This window comes from Desulfosarcina ovata subsp. ovata, from assembly GCF_009689005.1.
Taxonomy (GTDB): Bacteria; Desulfobacterota; Desulfobacteria; order Desulfobacterales; family Desulfosarcinaceae; genus Desulfosarcina; species Desulfosarcina ovata.
Genome location: NZ_AP021879.1, coordinates 1940060 through 1956239 on the forward strand (window position 1 = coordinate 1940060; position 16180 = coordinate 1956239).

The 16180-nt window shown below is 48.2% G+C and carries 14 protein-coding genes; all 14 read right to left on the minus strand.

Features of this window, described 5'->3' with window-relative positions; genetic code table 11:
- Positions 1–250: 250 nt before the first annotated feature.
- Complete coding sequence (locus tag GN112_RS08875) at positions 251–1588, minus strand: MBL fold metallo-hydrolase (protein ID WP_155309875.1); 1338 nt, start codon at positions 1586–1588, stop codon at positions 251–253.
- Positions 1589–2178: 590 nt separating this feature from the next.
- Positions 2179–2340, minus strand: coding sequence for a type II toxin-antitoxin system HicA family toxin (locus GN112_RS35215; protein ID WP_155309876.1), 162 nt, complete (start codon positions 2338–2340; stop codon positions 2179–2181).
- Complete coding sequence (locus GN112_RS08885) at positions 2337–2540, minus strand: type II toxin-antitoxin system HicB family antitoxin (protein WP_155309877.1); 204 nt, start codon at positions 2538–2540, stop codon at positions 2337–2339. Before GN112_RS08885 ends, GN112_RS35215 begins: the two co-directional genes overlap by 4 nt.
- An 86-nt stretch (positions 2541–2626) precedes the next feature.
- Entirely contained in the window at positions 2627–3766 is a 1140-nt protein-coding gene (wecB, locus tag GN112_RS08890; protein ID WP_155309878.1) for a non-hydrolyzing UDP-N-acetylglucosamine 2-epimerase, read from the minus strand.
- A gap of 115 nt (positions 3767–3881) precedes the next feature.
- Positions 3882–4382 (minus strand): ribonuclease toxin HepT-like protein, encoded by a 501-nt coding sequence (locus GN112_RS08895; RefSeq protein ID WP_155309879.1) that lies wholly within the window; start codon positions 4380–4382, stop codon positions 3882–3884.
- Positions 4364–4744 carry a nucleotidyltransferase domain-containing protein gene (locus GN112_RS08900; RefSeq protein WP_155309880.1) on the minus strand — a complete coding sequence of 127 codons (381 nt, stop codon included), beginning with the start codon at positions 4742–4744 and terminating at the stop codon, positions 4364–4366. Before GN112_RS08900 ends, GN112_RS08895 begins: the two co-directional genes overlap by 19 nt.
- Before the next feature lie 869 nt (positions 4745–5613).
- The gene (locus GN112_RS08905) at positions 5614–7176 is read right to left on the minus strand and encodes a class I adenylate-forming enzyme family protein (protein WP_155309881.1); all 1563 of its coding nucleotides are present in this window, start codon (positions 7174–7176) and stop codon (positions 5614–5616) included.
- A gap of 1065 nt (positions 7177–8241) precedes the next feature.
- Positions 8242–8487: an acyl carrier protein gene (locus tag GN112_RS08910; RefSeq protein WP_155309882.1), complete on the minus strand. Its 246-nt coding sequence runs from the start codon at positions 8485–8487 to the stop codon at positions 8242–8244.
- 163 nt (positions 8488–8650) lie between these two features.
- Positions 8651–9031 (minus strand): GxxExxY protein, encoded by a 381-nt coding sequence (locus tag GN112_RS08915; protein ID WP_155309883.1) that lies wholly within the window; start codon positions 9029–9031, stop codon positions 8651–8653.
- Positions 9032–10206: 1175 nt separating this feature from the next.
- Positions 10207–11193 carry an NAD(+) synthase gene (gene nadE / locus GN112_RS08920; RefSeq protein WP_197743298.1) on the minus strand — a complete coding sequence of 329 codons (987 nt, stop codon included), beginning with the start codon at positions 11191–11193 and terminating at the stop codon, positions 10207–10209.
- Positions 11194–11478: 285 nt separating this feature from the next.
- A complete protein-coding gene (locus tag GN112_RS08925) occupies positions 11479–12840 on the minus strand; it encodes a UDP-glucose dehydrogenase family protein (RefSeq protein ID WP_155309885.1) in 1362 nt (453 codons plus the stop codon).
- A 371-nt stretch (positions 12841–13211) separates the two neighbouring features.
- On the minus strand, positions 13212–13583 hold the full coding sequence (locus tag GN112_RS08930) for a four helix bundle protein (RefSeq protein WP_155309886.1): 372 nt from the start codon (positions 13581–13583) through the stop codon (positions 13212–13214).
- A gap of 62 nt (positions 13584–13645) precedes the next feature.
- Positions 13646–14788 (minus strand): DUF3473 domain-containing protein, encoded by a 1143-nt coding sequence (locus tag GN112_RS08935; RefSeq protein WP_162458849.1) that lies wholly within the window; start codon positions 14786–14788, stop codon positions 13646–13648.
- 94 nt (positions 14789–14882) lie between these two features.
- On the minus strand, positions 14883–16139 hold the full coding sequence (locus tag GN112_RS08940; RefSeq protein ID WP_155309887.1) for an outer membrane beta-barrel protein: 1257 nt from the start codon (positions 16137–16139) through the stop codon (positions 14883–14885).
- Positions 16140–16180 lie beyond the last annotated feature (41 nt).

A 16180-nucleotide genomic window follows, 5' to 3' on the forward strand; every position in this document is an offset into this window, starting at 1 on the left:
CATTATCTTAAACACTATAGTATCAGATCTCTTATCAACTCACGGCAAGCTTCTTGTTTTTTGGGTTCTGAGCCATCCAGGCTGTAGATCAGAATATTTGTGTCTATGAACTATAAAAAGGATTCAATGGGATCGCCCGTGACTCATCCAACCAAACATTGACCTCTCTTACCTCTCTACGTTCTCTGCGGCTCTGCGAGAGATGTCTGTTTTTGTCTGTGTCTCTATGTGTGGGTCTGTGGCATTGATTTCAATGAACCGTGTACCCCAGTTGTTCCAACACCTCCCCCAGCACCTTCCTCGCGCTCTCCTCCCCATGCACCAATTTTATCGCACCAGGCTTTTCATGCATGGATTCGATCCAATTGACCAAGCCTTTTTGGTCGGCATGGGCAGAATAACCGGTCAGGTTGTGGACCTTGGCGTTGATGGTTTTGCGACTATCGTCAAAATAAACGTAGCCGTCGGGCTTGTCAGCATAGTCCTGGATGATTCGGCCGGGGGTTCCGGCGGCCTGATAGCCGACAAAAAGGATGTCGTTTTTAGGGTCCTCAATACCTTTTGCCAAATGATCGAGAATCCTACCGCCGGTGCACATGCCGCTGCCGGCAAGAATGATAGCAGGCCCCTTGGCATCGCAGAGTTTCAGGTGATCGCGGTAGTTTTCCACCGCATAGAGCCCATTGAAATCGATGGGATGATCGCCTTTGTGTTGCAGCTTCCTGGCTTCCTTGTCCCAGTATTCGGAAAGGCTCGAATAGATTTTCGTGATCTCAAGACCGAGCGGGGAATCCACGAACACCGGTGGACGTTTGTTGCCTTGAAGTGCAGGGAACATCTCTTTATATACTGGATCCAAAAAAAGGCGATCCATTTCATAGATGAGTTCCTGGATGCGGCCCAAAGAAAAAGCCGGGATGAAGACTTTGCCATTGTCCGACAATGAACGGGTCAAGACCTGCCCCAACCGGTTGATACGCTTCGTCCGATCGTCGTGCAGCCGGTCGCCGTAGGTGGATTCCATCACAACCAGATCGGCAGGATCGGGAGGCTCCGGATCGACCAGGATCGGTGTGTCTTTGGCGCCAAGATCACCGGAGAAAAGTACAGAATAACCGGTCTCTTTATCTTCGAAACGGATGAAGCAGGATCCCAGGATGTGTCCTGCCCGCTTCAGTTTGAAGGATATCCCTTTTTGTAAATCGAACGGTTCGCCGCACTCAAATCCCCAGGAGAGGTCGTCAATCGCCTTCTTGACAGTGCGAACATCGTCTTTAGGGATGTCGGCAAATTTCATGGCATCCCCAAGCATGGGAACCAGCAGTGCTTTGGTGGGGTGTGAGCAGATGATTTCGCCCTTGAAGCCGTTTTGGATCAATTCGGGTACTCGACCAATGTGATCGATATGGGCATGCGTGAGAAACAGATAATCGATCTCGGTTGGCTTGATCGGCCAGTTTTCCATGGCATTGGACGGATCGCTGCCTTGGGCCATGCCGCAATCCACCATGATGTTCAGGCCATTGGCCTGTAGCAGGTGGCAGGAACCGGTGACGCAGGTTTCGGCGCCGAGATGGGTGATTTTCATTGGTTGACTTGGTTTTATTGCTTCACCGCTTTAAAGGACTGTACCACCTCAGTTAGAGCACACGGAGGCGCGGAGTGAGTTTGATTTCTGAGGGGGAAATCAAACATAATAGGAAACAGTCATCTTTATCCTATTTGTGTGCATTGGGCGAAGCCAACCCACCTGACCCTCTGTGAGCTCTGCGACTCTGCGAGAAACAGCAATTATAAATTTTTAGTTTTGAATTTTGAATTATAAGCGAATTAAAAACCTCAATTCAAAATTAATAATTCATCATTTAGCATTTTTCTTTCACCGCCCGCTTCGCTTGAGACGCAAAGTCCGCGAAGTGGTTTGATTTCCCTGACGGGAACGAAAAAAGCGTCTGTGAAGCCAACCCTATTTCTTTTCTTTGCGTTCGTTGCGACTCTGCGGTGATATTTTTTTCTGTATCTGCGTGTATCTGTGAAAATCTGTGTACTGTTATTTGAGGACACGAATGAACGTGGATAGACACGGAGAAGTTATTAATTTTGAATTGGTTTCTTACCGCTCGTTTCGTTATAAGACACAGGACTTAACGCTATAAGCAGAGATTTTAAGATTCAGAATCAAATCAGGTTTATAAATTGATCAACGGTGAGGCGCGCTTGTTTTAGAATATGCGAAAGCGTGGACCTTATGTGGCTGCCCTTCTGTCGGACAATGACCCATCCGTCTCTTTGCAACGCTTTGATTACCCTTCGATACCCGAGGACAGGCACTTTGGTCATACAGCGATTTCCGTTATTTCGGCACCAGCAGATGATACAAAATCGTCAGCAACCGGTTCAAGATAGAGTTCAATGGCTTCTTTTATATTTGCAAGCGCTTCTTGTTTATTTTCCCCCTCGCTAATACACCCAGGTAGGCTAGGTACGTAAACAGTATAGCCCCTTTCATCACTGGGCTCTAAAACAATTTTCAACTTCATTTTTGGATTCTCCTTCTTTATAGGACACGGACAGCTGATTAATAAAATCCCCGAGCCTCTTAGCCTGCTCCTCACCATTCCATCGGCTATTGCCTGCTTCTGAAGTGCTTTAAGGACTCAACAATCCGATGAGCGGTCTGGCCGTCCCACAAGTCTGGTGGCGTTCTTTGGATTCGATCTATTTTTAGCGAGTCTAATGCCATTGATTCGATTTCAGTATGGCTGCACAGGCGATTCGTTCCCTCGGTGACGGTAACCGGCCGTTCGGTGTTGGGCCGCATGGTCAGGCATGGAATGCCAAGATAGGTCGTCTCTTCCTGGATGCCGCCGGAATCCGTTATGGCCAAACGGCAATTGAAAACCAAACTCATGAAGCGGATATAGTTTAGCGGTTCAGTCAAAATTATGCTGCCGCATTCAGCAAGATTCGGCATCAGGCCGTATTCCTCAAGATTCTTCCTTGTGCGTGGATGAACGGGAAAGACCAGAGGAATCATTTTGGAAATCGAAATAAGCGATGTGCATAGTGAGGATAAAATCTCAACGTTGTCTACATTCGCCGGACGATGGAAGGTCACGACGCCGAATTCATTTTTATTCAGTCCAAACTCAAGGTGAGTATTTTCGTCCTCGATCGTGTCGCGCATCATTTCCAACGAGTCGATCATGATATTTCCGACGCGCTCAATCTTTCCTTTGTCTACACCTTCTTTGACCAGGTTTGCATCACCGTCCGGAGATGGCGTCCATAAAAAATCCGCAAGTGCGTCGGTGGCTATGCGATTGATCTCTTCGGGCATGGTTCGATCGAATGAACGCAAGCCAGCCTCTAAATGTGCGACCACGGGTCGGCCGCAATTTTGAATTTTTAATTTTGAATTTTGAATTGGATAGTTGACTTTAATTGCAGCAATTGTGCAGGCGAGGGTTGAATTGACGTCGCCGACGACGACAACCAGATCCGGCTGCTTTTCGTAGATGATTTTTTCATAGGCGATCATCACCTTACCGGTCTGTTCGGCATGGCTTCCGCTGCCGACGCCGAGGTGGATGTGAGGAGCAGGCAGTTTCAAGTCGGTGAAGAAGGCATCGGACATATTGAGGTCGTAATGCTGACCCGTATGCACGATAACAGGTTCAGCCCAATCTTCTTTTTTTAAAGCATGGTAAAGCGGAGCGATTTTCATAAAATTGGGCCTGGCTGCAGCGATAAGATGAATTTGCATAAATGAGGCTCGTTGGTTTATCTGATTGGTTGCATTTGTGAACGGCTGCAAATTATGTTACCAAAATGGCACCACAATGTTTGTTGTGAGTCGCGGACTGCTGACTCTCCAACGACTACGGACTATCTTCCCTCAAAGCTATCAGTGTTGTCACTTTCTCTTTAAACCGTTGAATTTCCACGAGAGGGATGTTCTTATTATTCAAAATACGGTTTATAAGATGAATCACACGTTCATCATCAAGCCCATAGCTGTATGCGTGCCGGAACACATGCCGGAAACTTCGAAGTTCATCCAGGTGCGTAAAAGCCTTTTCAGAAAGCAACGAAGGCCTGACGCCTTCGATATTTAGCAGCATCCTCCGGATCAATGACTGATGAAAACTTCCGTCGTCACGGATGTTGTTTTCCCAAAAAGATGAAACAATTTTGAACAGGTCTTCATAGGCGCAATATAAATTGTGCAGCCAATACCCTGCGCTCTCCACGGTTTCCGATGCTACTTTATTCTTCGACAGGGCTTTCGACTTAATTTCGAGACGTTCGTATATGTTGTTGATCTGGGCAACTTGATGATCGAAATCGGCCAGGAACAGCGCTATTTTCGTCTCTTCCATTGAACTCCCCACTTTCTGATCGTTCCCGCGAAAGGGCAATCTTCCAGCCTGACGACATCGATCTCTCTCTTCAACAATCCGGTTAGATCGGAGATAAACCGATAGTGCAGGTATTTGTTCAAGCCTTCGATTCCGATATCGATATCCGAACTACCAAAAAACTTATACGGTTTGGTCAAAGAACCGAAAAAATAGACCGCATCGAATGGGTATCGTTCTTTTAATCGATCAATTGCTTCCCAAGTACGATCATAGACTTTCAACCGTTGCCATTCTCTTTCCTGGCGTTTTTTTTCATTTGTGCGTTGCCATACGGATATGTCGAATGGTTCGTTACGCGAATTTTGGTCAAGATGGCTCATTGCCTGGCCAGTTGAATTGGTTGTATTTGTTGGCTTGGTTAAGCTGGTTATTCACCACCCACTTCGTTCGAGACGCGGAGAACGCAGAATTTTTTAGTAGGACACGGATGAACGCGGATTACATGGAATTGTTGGGAGTGGATATCATTAAGGCTTTGGAGGTGTGCGTTAATCAACGACTCTGCATCAACAGGATTGAAAGCTGTGTCCCAGAACAACTGGGATATGATTTTTTCTTTTTCCGCTGGTGTCAAGGGTTTCATTGGATATAATGATTTTAGGACACGGATGAACGCGGGTGGACACAGATAAGGTGAACATAGAATCAGCTTCGCTGAGTTAAAAAACAAGTTTTTTTCCGTGTTTATCCTGAAAATCCGTGTGCTATTGTCTTTTGAGTTAAAAATTGGTTTTTTGGCGAAGCCCACTTAAATGCTTTCTCTCTGTGAGCTCTGCGGCTCTGCGAGAGACATGTTTTTATCTCGCCCGCTCCGATCGAGGACACAGAGACACGGAGACGGTTGATTTCTGGGAAACGAAATCAAATGAAAAAGAATATAGCCCATTTTTAGGTCTTTTGGCGAATCAACCCCAAATCGTTTTCAAAAAAACGAGCTATCGATCGGAAAATATTTTCACAACCATTGTAGAAATTGTAAAACGTTGAGGCGCAGAGGATTATATTGGCCACAGACGAACAGTTCGAATAATTTTGAATTTTTAGTTTTGAATTCTAATCGGATTAGACGCCTTCATTCAAAATTTATAATTCATCATTAAAAATTGGTTTCTTGGCGAAGCCAACACACAATTTGTTTTTTCCCTCTGTGTGCTCTGAGGCCCTGCGGTGATCACCTACCGACAACACACTACCCGCCATTTGCCATTTTCAGGCATCCAATTTGATCCACCTTGCCATTGGCATTTTTGGGTAGCGCCCGCACCAGTCTGATTTCACTGGGCAGTTTGTATTTGGGAAGGAGCAATGCGCATTTCTCCATGATGGCTTCCGTCCGGGTTTCGCCATTCAGCGGTACGGCCAACGATATGAGACGTTTTCCAAGTAGATCGTCGGGTATGCCCACTACGGAAACTTCAACGACCAGTTCGGTAGCGAGCAGCGCATCCTCGACCTCCTGGGGGTTGATCCGGTGCCCGCCGACCTTGAGCAGGTTGTCCTTGCGGCCGTCCAGAAAAATAAACCCCTCCTCATCCTGATAGCCGATATCGCCGGTATGGTAGCCGTTGTCATCCAAGACGGCTGCCGTGCTGTCCGGATCTTTCCAGTAGCCCTGCATGATGTTCGCCCCGGAGGCGATCACCTCACCTCTTTTGCCGGGAGGCACTTCAGAACGATCGGCATCGATCAGTTTAATGGTCACCCCAGGAATGGGCTTGCCGATGGAGGCCATTTTTTCTTCAAAGCGATTGGGCTCCAGCCAAGTCAGCCGGGCGGATGCTTCGGTGGCACCGTACATGATGCATATCTGGGTATGCCTGGGCAACACCTTATGAAGTTCCCGTTTCACCGAACTGGCCATGTGGCCGCCCGCCTGGGTGACCAGGCGAAGATGAGTGAGCTGATCGCGCTGTTTCTTCAAAGGAGAACGATGCAACAGATAGGCATAGGTTGACGGCACGCCTGAGAACAATGTCACCTTCTCTTCGATCATCTGGTTGATCACCGTTGCCGGAAAAGCGAATTTGTTGTTGATCACCAACGTACCACCGGCAGCGAAAATCGTGTTGAGCAAGGATTTTCCCATGACATAAAAGAAAGGCAGGACGACCATCTGCACATCATGATCGCTCAACTGCTGATACTGGCAGATGGATTCGACATTGGCAACGATGTTGCCGTGGGTGAGCATGACGCCCTTGGGTTTGCCGGTGGAGCCAGATGTATAGATGATGCAACCCAATTCGATCGGACTGAATTGGGTGCTTGTTGTGGGTTGCAGGTTGTGGGATGATATCTGAATGTCGTTGATGATCTTTGTTAACGTAAAGACGTTAGAAAATCTATTGGACCAATCCAATTTGGGATTGTGGATGATCAGCGTATTCAGATTGGTGACATTCAGGTTCGAGGCCTGGAGGAGGCGCTCGAAACGTGCGGAAGCAATGATGGCCGACGGTTCCAGTTCGGCCAATAAAGGATCGAGGCCGTCGGGTTTGAGGTCGGTACTGAGCGGCACGGCAACGGCCCCCGCCTTGAGGATGCCGTAGTAGGCCACTATGTATTCGATGCTGTTTTCCAGCATGATTACAACGCGGTCGCCAATGCGGATATCCCTGCTCAGCAGGAATCTGGCCAGTCTGTTGGCGTCCTCGTTGATCTCCCCGTAAGTGGCGCGGGCCTTTTCGTGGATGACGGCCACCTTGTCGGGGAAACTGGCGGCGGAATTTTCTAGAAAGTGATGGATAAGCATCTTAAAAATTGTTCACCGCAGGGACGCAAAGGACGCTAAGATTTTGTTGGCGGCCTTCGGCCGAAGGGAAAATACTTTGTTAAAATCTTTTATCAAGGGGATTGCATCTGGCTCTGGGGGTGGTTCTTAATGCAACTCGATAATTTGTTTACCATTCATCGGGTAGCCGGGGGATGTTGCCATCCCCAAGCCCCCTCAGAACCGTACGTGACAGTTTCCCGTCATACGGCTCAAGCATTCCGAAAGGCCAGTCCTTGCAAGACCACCCGCCGGGGGTTAATAAAACGACTCCGACTTCGCGATACTTACTGACAGCCACAATGCCATAAGCTTGAAGGCGCATCAGCTGTCCATAAGGACGCCGTCATTTGCTTTCCTTCATGAATGCGGTTCTCCCAGTTTTCACGCGATGGAACACCTGCAGGACGTCAGCTCCCTTTCGGGAAGGGCAAAGTTCGAACCCGTATCCGATCCATTACAGACCGGCATTCGCTTTTTCCTGCTTCTTACGCCCGCACCCCCAACAGCGTGCCTTGCGGTTTCGCCTGCCGGATACATCCCGGCGGAGATACGGGGTTTCCACGTTCCACACAATTGCCAATTTGCGAGTGACTTAGGTTTGCCTTCTACACCGGCGGCACAACATCCCCGTATGGGCAGTTAGGAAACCCATAACCTGACCGCGATACCGTTTAGTCCAAGCCTGCCAGCCTCTTTGGCTTGTTCTCATTGACGATGCTTGACGGCATTCACATTACATTAACCATATCACTCCAACCCTAGCCTTTACCCGGATGAGGCTTCCAGGAAGGTATCCACCTCACGGTTTCCACCCCTCCCGCAAACGCGGGATTTGGTACATTGTCGAAAAGGGCTCCATACCAACTGCACAGCGCGCAGCAAGCATGCCTCCTAGGGTACCAGCAGGGGAATGCTGGGATTGGTCAAGGCACCGTGAAGGCCTTGCCAATCAGCCAATTGTGCGACATCGTGTCGCACACCAACAGTGAATTCAGGAACTCTCTGCGATCTCTGCGCCTCGAACGAAGTGGGCGGTGAGTCGGTTTATGCCGCTTTGCGGTCCAGATAAGCAGTCACATTGTCAATGGAATCGAGGTTTTCCGGGATTAGTTCCTCATCATCCACTTGGATTTCGAAGGTTTCTTCGAGGAAGGTGACCAGCTCCAGCACGCCGGTGGAGTCGATGATGCCCTCTTCGAGAAAAGAGGTGTCGTCCTTTAGTCCATCGGCGTTGCCGAAGAGAAAATTTTCAATAATGAAGTCCCTGATTTTCGATTTCGTTTCACTCATGTCGATCGTATTGCTCCTTTTTTAATTTTTCACCGCAGAGCCATAGGGTTCGCAGAGAAAAAATGTTTACGTAGGCTTCGCCAAAAAACCAATTCTTAATGGTGAATTATAAATTTTGAATGAAGGCGTCTAACTCGCATTGAATTCAAAAGTTAAAATAGATTTAAACGAAATTGTTTACAATTCTCTGGATACCGTCTCGCATCAGCGGGACGTTGAAATTCATCAGTAAGCCCAAACGAATATCTGCCAACTTAAGATATGTTAACAGCTGCGCTTTGTGGATGCCGAGGATTGTATCGACAGATTTCAGTTCGAGAATGATGGATTGCTCAACCAAAATATCGACTCGGTAACCACAATCGAGTTCATTTCCTTTATATGAAACTGGAAGGCCGACTTGCCGATCATATTTTAATAGCTGTAATCCCAATTCATAACACAGGCACTCCTCGTAGGTTGACTCCAGCAAACCGGGGCCAAGTATCTTGTGGACTTCGATTGCGGCGCCGATAATTTTGCTTGATAATTGATTCAGGTTCATTTCTGTTTGATTCACTGCGGAGACGTAAAATTCGCAGAAAGAAGATGTTTAAGTGGGTTTACGCTCCAAAAGACCTACAAAAACGAAAATGCTACCATTTATTTGCCCTTTTCCCGATAGGGAAAACAATAACCTTCGCGTTCTCTGCGACTCGAGCGAAGCGGGCGGTGAAAAACTTATTACCGCAAAGACGCAAAGTTCGCTGAGAGAAGGTGTTTAAGTGGGCTTCGCCAAAAAGGTCATACAAAAACGGAGATGCTACCATTTATTGGTTCTTTTCCCGATAGGGAAAGCAATAACCTTCGCGTTCTCTGCGACTCGAGCGAAGCGGGCGGTGAAAAACTTATTACCGCAAAGACGCAAAGTTCGCTGAGAGAAGGTGTTTAAGTGGGCTTCGCCAAAAAGGTCATACAAAAACGGAGATGCTACCATTTATTGGTTCTTTTCCCGATAGGGAAAGCAATAACCTTCGCGTTCTCTGCGACTCGAGCGAAGCGGGCGGTGAAAAACTTATTACCGCAAAGACGCAAAGTTCGCTGAGAGAAGGTGTTTAAGTGGGCTTCGCCAAAAAGGTCATACAAAAACGGAGATGCTACCATTTATTGGTTCTTTTCCCGATAGGGAAAGCAATAACCTTCGCGTTCTCTGCGACTCGAGCGAAGCGGGCGGTGAAAAACTTATTACCGCAAAGACGCAAAGTTCGCTGAGAGAAGGTGTTTAAGTGGGCTTCGCCAAAAAGGTCATACAAAAACGGAGATGCTACCATTTATTGGTTCTTTTCCCGATAGGGAAAGCAATAACCTTCGCGTTCTCTGCGACTCGAGCGAAGCGGGCGGTGAAAAACTTATTACCGCAAAGACGCAAAGTTCGCTGAGAGAAGGTGTTTAAGTGGGCTTCGCCAAAAAGGTCATACAAAAACGGAGATGCTACCATTTATTGGTTCTTTTCCCGATAGGGAAAGCAATAACCTTCGCGATCTCTGCGACTCGAGCGAAGCGGGCGGTGAAAAACTTATTACCGCAAAGACGCAAAGTTCGCTGAGAGAAGGTGTTTAAGTGGGCTTCGCCAAAAAGGTCATACAAAAACGGAGATGCTACCACTTATTGGTTCTTTTCCCGATAGGGAAAACAATAACCTTCGCGTTCTCTGCGACTCAAGCGAAGCGGGCAGTGATATTATTCGATTTCCGGGACATCCTCGATAAGTTGTGGTGACAGGTGCAGATAGCGTGTCGTTACGCGTTTGGTGTCGATGTCGTCGTAAACCCGCTGCACCTGCTCGGGGGTAAGTCCGAGGGTATCGGCAATGTCGGTGGGTGCATAACCGTTGTTTTTGCCGTAGAGGCACAGGTCCATGCGATCATAGGGCAGTGAAAAGTAGAACTCATCCTGGCCCTGGGGCATGGAGTAGGTGTCGGTTGTTGGCGGCCTGTTGCGGATTTTTTCGGGAACACCGAGAAAAGCGGCCATCTGGTAAACCTGGCTTTTATAAAGATGGGCGATGGGTTTGATGTCCGCGGCGCCATCTCCCAGTTTAACGAAAAATCCCTGGTCATACTCCAGTCGGTTGGGCGTTCCCACGACCGCATAATTGAACCCATCGGCATAGTAATACTCAAACATCTTGCGCGTACGCTGCTTGAAGTTGGTGGCGGCAACGATTTCAAGGTAGGCTTCCAGCGGTAAACGCTTCTGCACCTGAGTCCCATCCGGCTGTTGGGCAACGATGGAGAATAGGTTGAAGCCTTTGGATTCCATCACATTGGGGATCACAATTTTTGATTTCCACCCATCGCCATACTCGGGAATAGCCTTGCGCACGGCATCGTCGTAACGACGGTAAAAGCCGACGGCTTCCAACACCCCGGAGATATCTTCATGAAACCACTTCACGCCAAAGGTTTCGGCCACGGATTTACTAAGATCAAGCGTGTCATCCGATGAATGGCGTTCGGGCATGAGCAATGCGACCACCCGCTCCGGTCCCAGGGCTTTTGCCGCCAATCCCACGGAGACGCTGCTGTCGATTCCGCCGGACAGGGCCACGACAAGGCCACGGCGTTTTAGCTTGCGAGTCAGAAGCGTGCGAATCTGATTACCGATTTTATCGGCTTCTTTCCCGGCATCGATGGCCAGGATGTCTTTTGAAAAAGGTTGGGTCACGTTTCCTTCCTTATCATTTGCAATGATTCGTTTTGCCATGGACACACAGACATAAATAATTTTGAATTTTTAGTTTTGAATTCTAATCGGATTTGAAACCTTCATTTATAATTAAAAATTCATCATTCAAAATTGTTTTTTTCACCGCCCACTTCGTTCGAGACGCAAAGTTCGCAGAGAGGTGGATTACCCACGGACACACAGACATGAATAATTTTGAATTTTTAGTTTTGAATTTTGAATTCTAAGTCGGATTAGAAACCTTCATTCATAATTAAAAATTCATCATTTAAAATTGTCACTGCCTTCGGCAATCACCGGCTGACGGCCGACGCTGATATAAGAAAACCCCATATCCTTCATAAAGGTTCGCGAAAAGAGGTTTCTGCCGTCAAAGATCACCGGATGAACGAGCATCTTTTTAATGCGATTGAAATCCGGGTTGCGAAATTGGTTCCAATCGGTAACCACGGCCAACGCATCGGCACCATCAAGAGGATCGTACTGACCGTCCATGATGCTGACATGAGAATTGTCGGCAAGGATTTTTTTCCCATTCTCGCTGGCCACCGGATCGTAAGCCCGTATTTTCATGCCCGCGTCGGTCAGCACCTGGATGATATCCAAGGCAGCGGATTCACGCATGTCGTCGGTGTTCGCTTTAAAGGAGAGCCCCCACACGGCTACGGTTTTACCGTTGACGCCGCCTCTTGCCGAAAAGTAGTCGATTACCTTGTCCGCGATCTGCCGTTTCTGGCGGTTGTTGACCGTATCCACCGCTTCCACGAGATTGGACATGCAGCCATATTCCCTGGCCGTGTTGATCAGGGCTCGCACATCCTTGGGAAAACATGAACCGCCGTAACCGACACCCGGATAGATAAAATGATAGCCGATCCGCCGGTCGGACCCGATGCCCGCCCGCACCTCCTTAACGTCGGCCCCCACGGTTTCGCACAGGTTGGCCACTTCGTTCATGAAAGAAATTTTCGTGGCCAGCATGCAGTTGGCGGCGTACTTGGTCATCTCCGCGCTGCGCACCCCCATGACGATCATTTTGTCGCGGCTTCTGGCAAACGGCGCATAAAGCGTCTCAAGCAGCTTTGCCGTGCGTACATTGTCCGTCCCCACAATCACCCGGTCCGGCTTCAAAAAGTCGTTAACCGCGTCGCCCTCCTTGAGAAATTCCGGGTTGGAAACCACATCGAATTCGACGGATACGCCGCGTTGATCGAGCTCTTTCTGGATGATCGCTTTGACGCGGTCTGCCGTACCTACCGGCACCGTGGATTTGTTGATGATGATTTTGTAATCGGAGAGGTGCTGACCGATCTGCTCGGCCACCGTGTCCATGTAGGAAAGGTCGCAGGAGCCGTCCGTTTTGGACGGCGTGCCAACGCAGCTGAATATGAAAAGGGCGTCCTGCATGCCCTCTGCCAGATCGGTACTGAAGGTAAGCCGGCCTTCTGCAGCATTGCGAGAGACAAGGGATTCCAAACCCGGTTCAAAAATATGGATCTTGCCGTCGTTCAGGCGATTGATAATCTCCTTGTTGACATCGATGCAGGTCACATCGTTGCCCATTTCCGAAAGACAGGCAGCGGCGACGAGGCCGACATAGCCGGTGCCAATGATACAGACGTTCATATTGGGTTTCCTATTGTGCTATTTTGTTATGTGGTAACTGGTTAGTATTCTATCGTAATACAATAAAATAAAGGAGTCAGAATTAGTAAACATCGAACATCGAACATCGAACATCGAACATCGAACATCGAACATCGAACATCGAACATCGAACATCGAACATCGAACATCGAACATCGAACATCAAAAGGGAAAACAATGAAGCCCAAAGATCAAGTTTTATTTTTCGAACCTATAACCAAGAAAAAGGTGTGCTCCTAATTTTGTTATGAAATCAGTTTGATGCCAGTGTGTTATCACACTTGAAAAAAGCATAGTCAGGCGAAATTACAAGGCTTTAAATTTAGGCCTTCTTTTGGGTTATAGGTCCGTTATTTTTTTTGTTCAGCGGTCTTGATACTTGCGACGAAGATACGGATCAACTCTTCGGTCTCATTCAACAAATTATCTATCGCGACCGGATCTTTCGTTAACGGGACACGCTGGATTAATTTTATCCATCGCTGGGTTTCCCGAAGTTCCTTTAGCGAAATTCTCAACTTATGGATGAAATCCTTTGGCGATTCCGCAGCCTGTGCCTCTCCGTGATTGGGATAAGCAGACGTCCCTGATCTTAACAATTGCCCGGCGACATGGTTACCAGTTCTGGTTTTCGGAAGCTGTTCAACAGCCTTTACAATTTGCACCGAATATTCAAGCAATCTGTTTTCCAGATCATAGGTCTGTCTTTTATCTTTTCCCATTCACTATTCGATGTTGGACGTTCGATGTTCGATGTTGGGCTTATGAAGCATCCAAAGGTATTCTACAATCCATCAACTGCAACAGCCTCTATGTATTCCCTGCACGTCCCAAACCGGCAATCACTGAACTCATTGAGCATCCGCCGGAGCTTTTTATATGTGGAGGCAAGATTGATATAATGCCGGAATTTGAAAGAAGCAGGAGCCGCTTTCACACGAGGCTGCCCGGGATCTATTTCCCAGGGATGCAGGTAGAAGCTGTAGGCATTCTTTTTGTTCAAAATCCGTTGAACACCTTTTTTAAATACCACATATGGTATCAACCTAAAGTAGCCACCACCACCCCAGGGAAGAGAGAAATTTTGAATGTTTAATCTTAAATTTTGAATTTTAAGATCGAAGTCAAGGTTGCTGACCGGAATTTCATGAAAATGGTCTGACACCTGGTAAGCAATACCGCTCTGTTTAAACGCATTGATGTTCAGCTTGCCATATCGGCCGTGGCGGTCGAAGGAATTATAGCTGGAATCATAATGGTAACCGGCATCCTGGATAATTTTCAGGATGCTGTCATTGACCGAAAAACTTGGCGCCCGGTAACCGCATACCTCGTCCCCAATGATATCTTCAAGCAGTTTTTTGCTGTCGTTGAGATCTGTTCGAAGGTCGGATACGGACTGGGTGTTACACAAGTGGTGGTCGACACCATGGGAGGCAACCTCGTGGCCACGTTTGTGTATCTCACGCACCAGTTCCGGGCACTTGCGGGCAATCCATCCAAGTATGAAAAAGGTGGCGCGAACAGCTGGTTTGTTGGGTTGTTTAAAAACAGTTTGTGGTTTGTGGTTTGTGGTTTGTGGATGTGAGTGGCACGCTCGTGACCGTTTTTTCTGCGTGAAAGGCGGGAAATGGGTCTCCTCGTTTCGGCCTCTCTCCGCGCCCTGCGCTCTGCTCCCCGCTCCTGGCTTCTGGCTCCTGGCTTCTGACTTCCGGCTTCTGTCTATTGCCCCCTCGACCCCTTGAACCCTCGAGCCCTCTCCCACCTCATCAAACAGATCCAGCAGGTTGTATGTATTGCGCTCTACCCTCAGTTCCTGATGCTGCCAGGAATCGGAAGCGATCGACGACTTGAAGTTCTCGACCTGAAACCAGTCTTCAACGTCTATGGTAAAAAGGAAGTATTTTTTTTTATTCTGAGTAATCAAAGCTTAATGGGCCAGCCGAAGGTAATGATAATTTTGAATGAAGGATCAGAAACCGCACCACAATTTAAAATTCAAAACTAAGAATTCAAAATTATTAAAACCGATATGGTCGGGGTGGCGCCAAGGTAAGCATCAATGACACACGATTTTCCTTGTAGTCATTGGTATCGACGGTTGAACTGACCGTGCGATATGTGTATCCCGCCCGCATGGACAGCCAGCGCAGTACCTGGAAAGAGAGGCCGCATCCGGCTCTGAAAACATCGTCCTTCCTGTGGGGCGTCGTTTCCTGATAGTCATGATAGCCGTATGTGCCGTTGAGATCACCGGCCAACCTGCTGGTAAACGCATAATCAGCAGCAATGGCGGCCTCATAATACATATAGACGCCAAGGTTTTCAGCAGTGACCGCTGTATAATCATATCCACCTGCACCACTCAGACTGATCGAACCACGCTGAAAACGTTTGTTCAGGCTCAAGTTAACGGGCGTCTCTGTCTCATTTTCACCATCCTGCTGGTCTCGAATGAGGTAGTGAACGCTCATGCTGAAATCCATGGTCGGGTCGACAGCATAATCGAACCCGATGCCACTACCATGCACCTTGTAGTCGTCTTCCGTGCCTTCATCAGGTCTATGGCGGGTATACTGGTATTCCAGAAATCCTGTAAAATGAGGATTAAATCTGTGATTTAAACGTGAACGGCCCCCTATTTCAGTATAATCATCCAACCCGTCGTCATACTTAGCCTCTGAGTAGTCCGTACCGACGTCAAGTCCCCAGCGAACGTTAAACCAGTATGTAACGCCGGCACCGCCACCGTACTCTTTGCTATCGATGATCGTCGGGTCATCGTTATCCAGTGAACTGTAAGAACCGTCGGCGTATAGCGTGTTTTCCACGCCGAACTGGTAGTGCATTCTGGTACTCGTGGTGTTGCGCGTGTGTACATCGATGCTCCTCCGGATTGTCAAATCTTCCTCTGAAACCGGGTCCTCGGTACGCAGGTAGTCATGACTGGCTTCCCAACGAAGATGTCGGGTGGCTTGCCACCATCCGGTCAAACCGACTGCGTGCTCCCAGTAATCGCTGTTTTCCAGTTTGTCATACATGGTGTATGAAGGGGCGTAGCTGGCCGATAGCGCCGCCGTGCGTCCGGAGAATTCTACCGTGACACCCGGCGAAACGGTGGTGATGGTATCGGATTCTTCGCTGTCTGGAGCCAAATAGAGGTTGTCCGTATGCTCGATACCGGTACTCAGGTGCGGCATGATGATGACCTCGGCACCCGCCATTTGCGGTGTGACGATCAGAAAACCGACCACCAAATATTCGATCAGCTTTTTCATCACAGCTTTTCCTTTTTTTGCATTTCACCGCAAAGACGCAG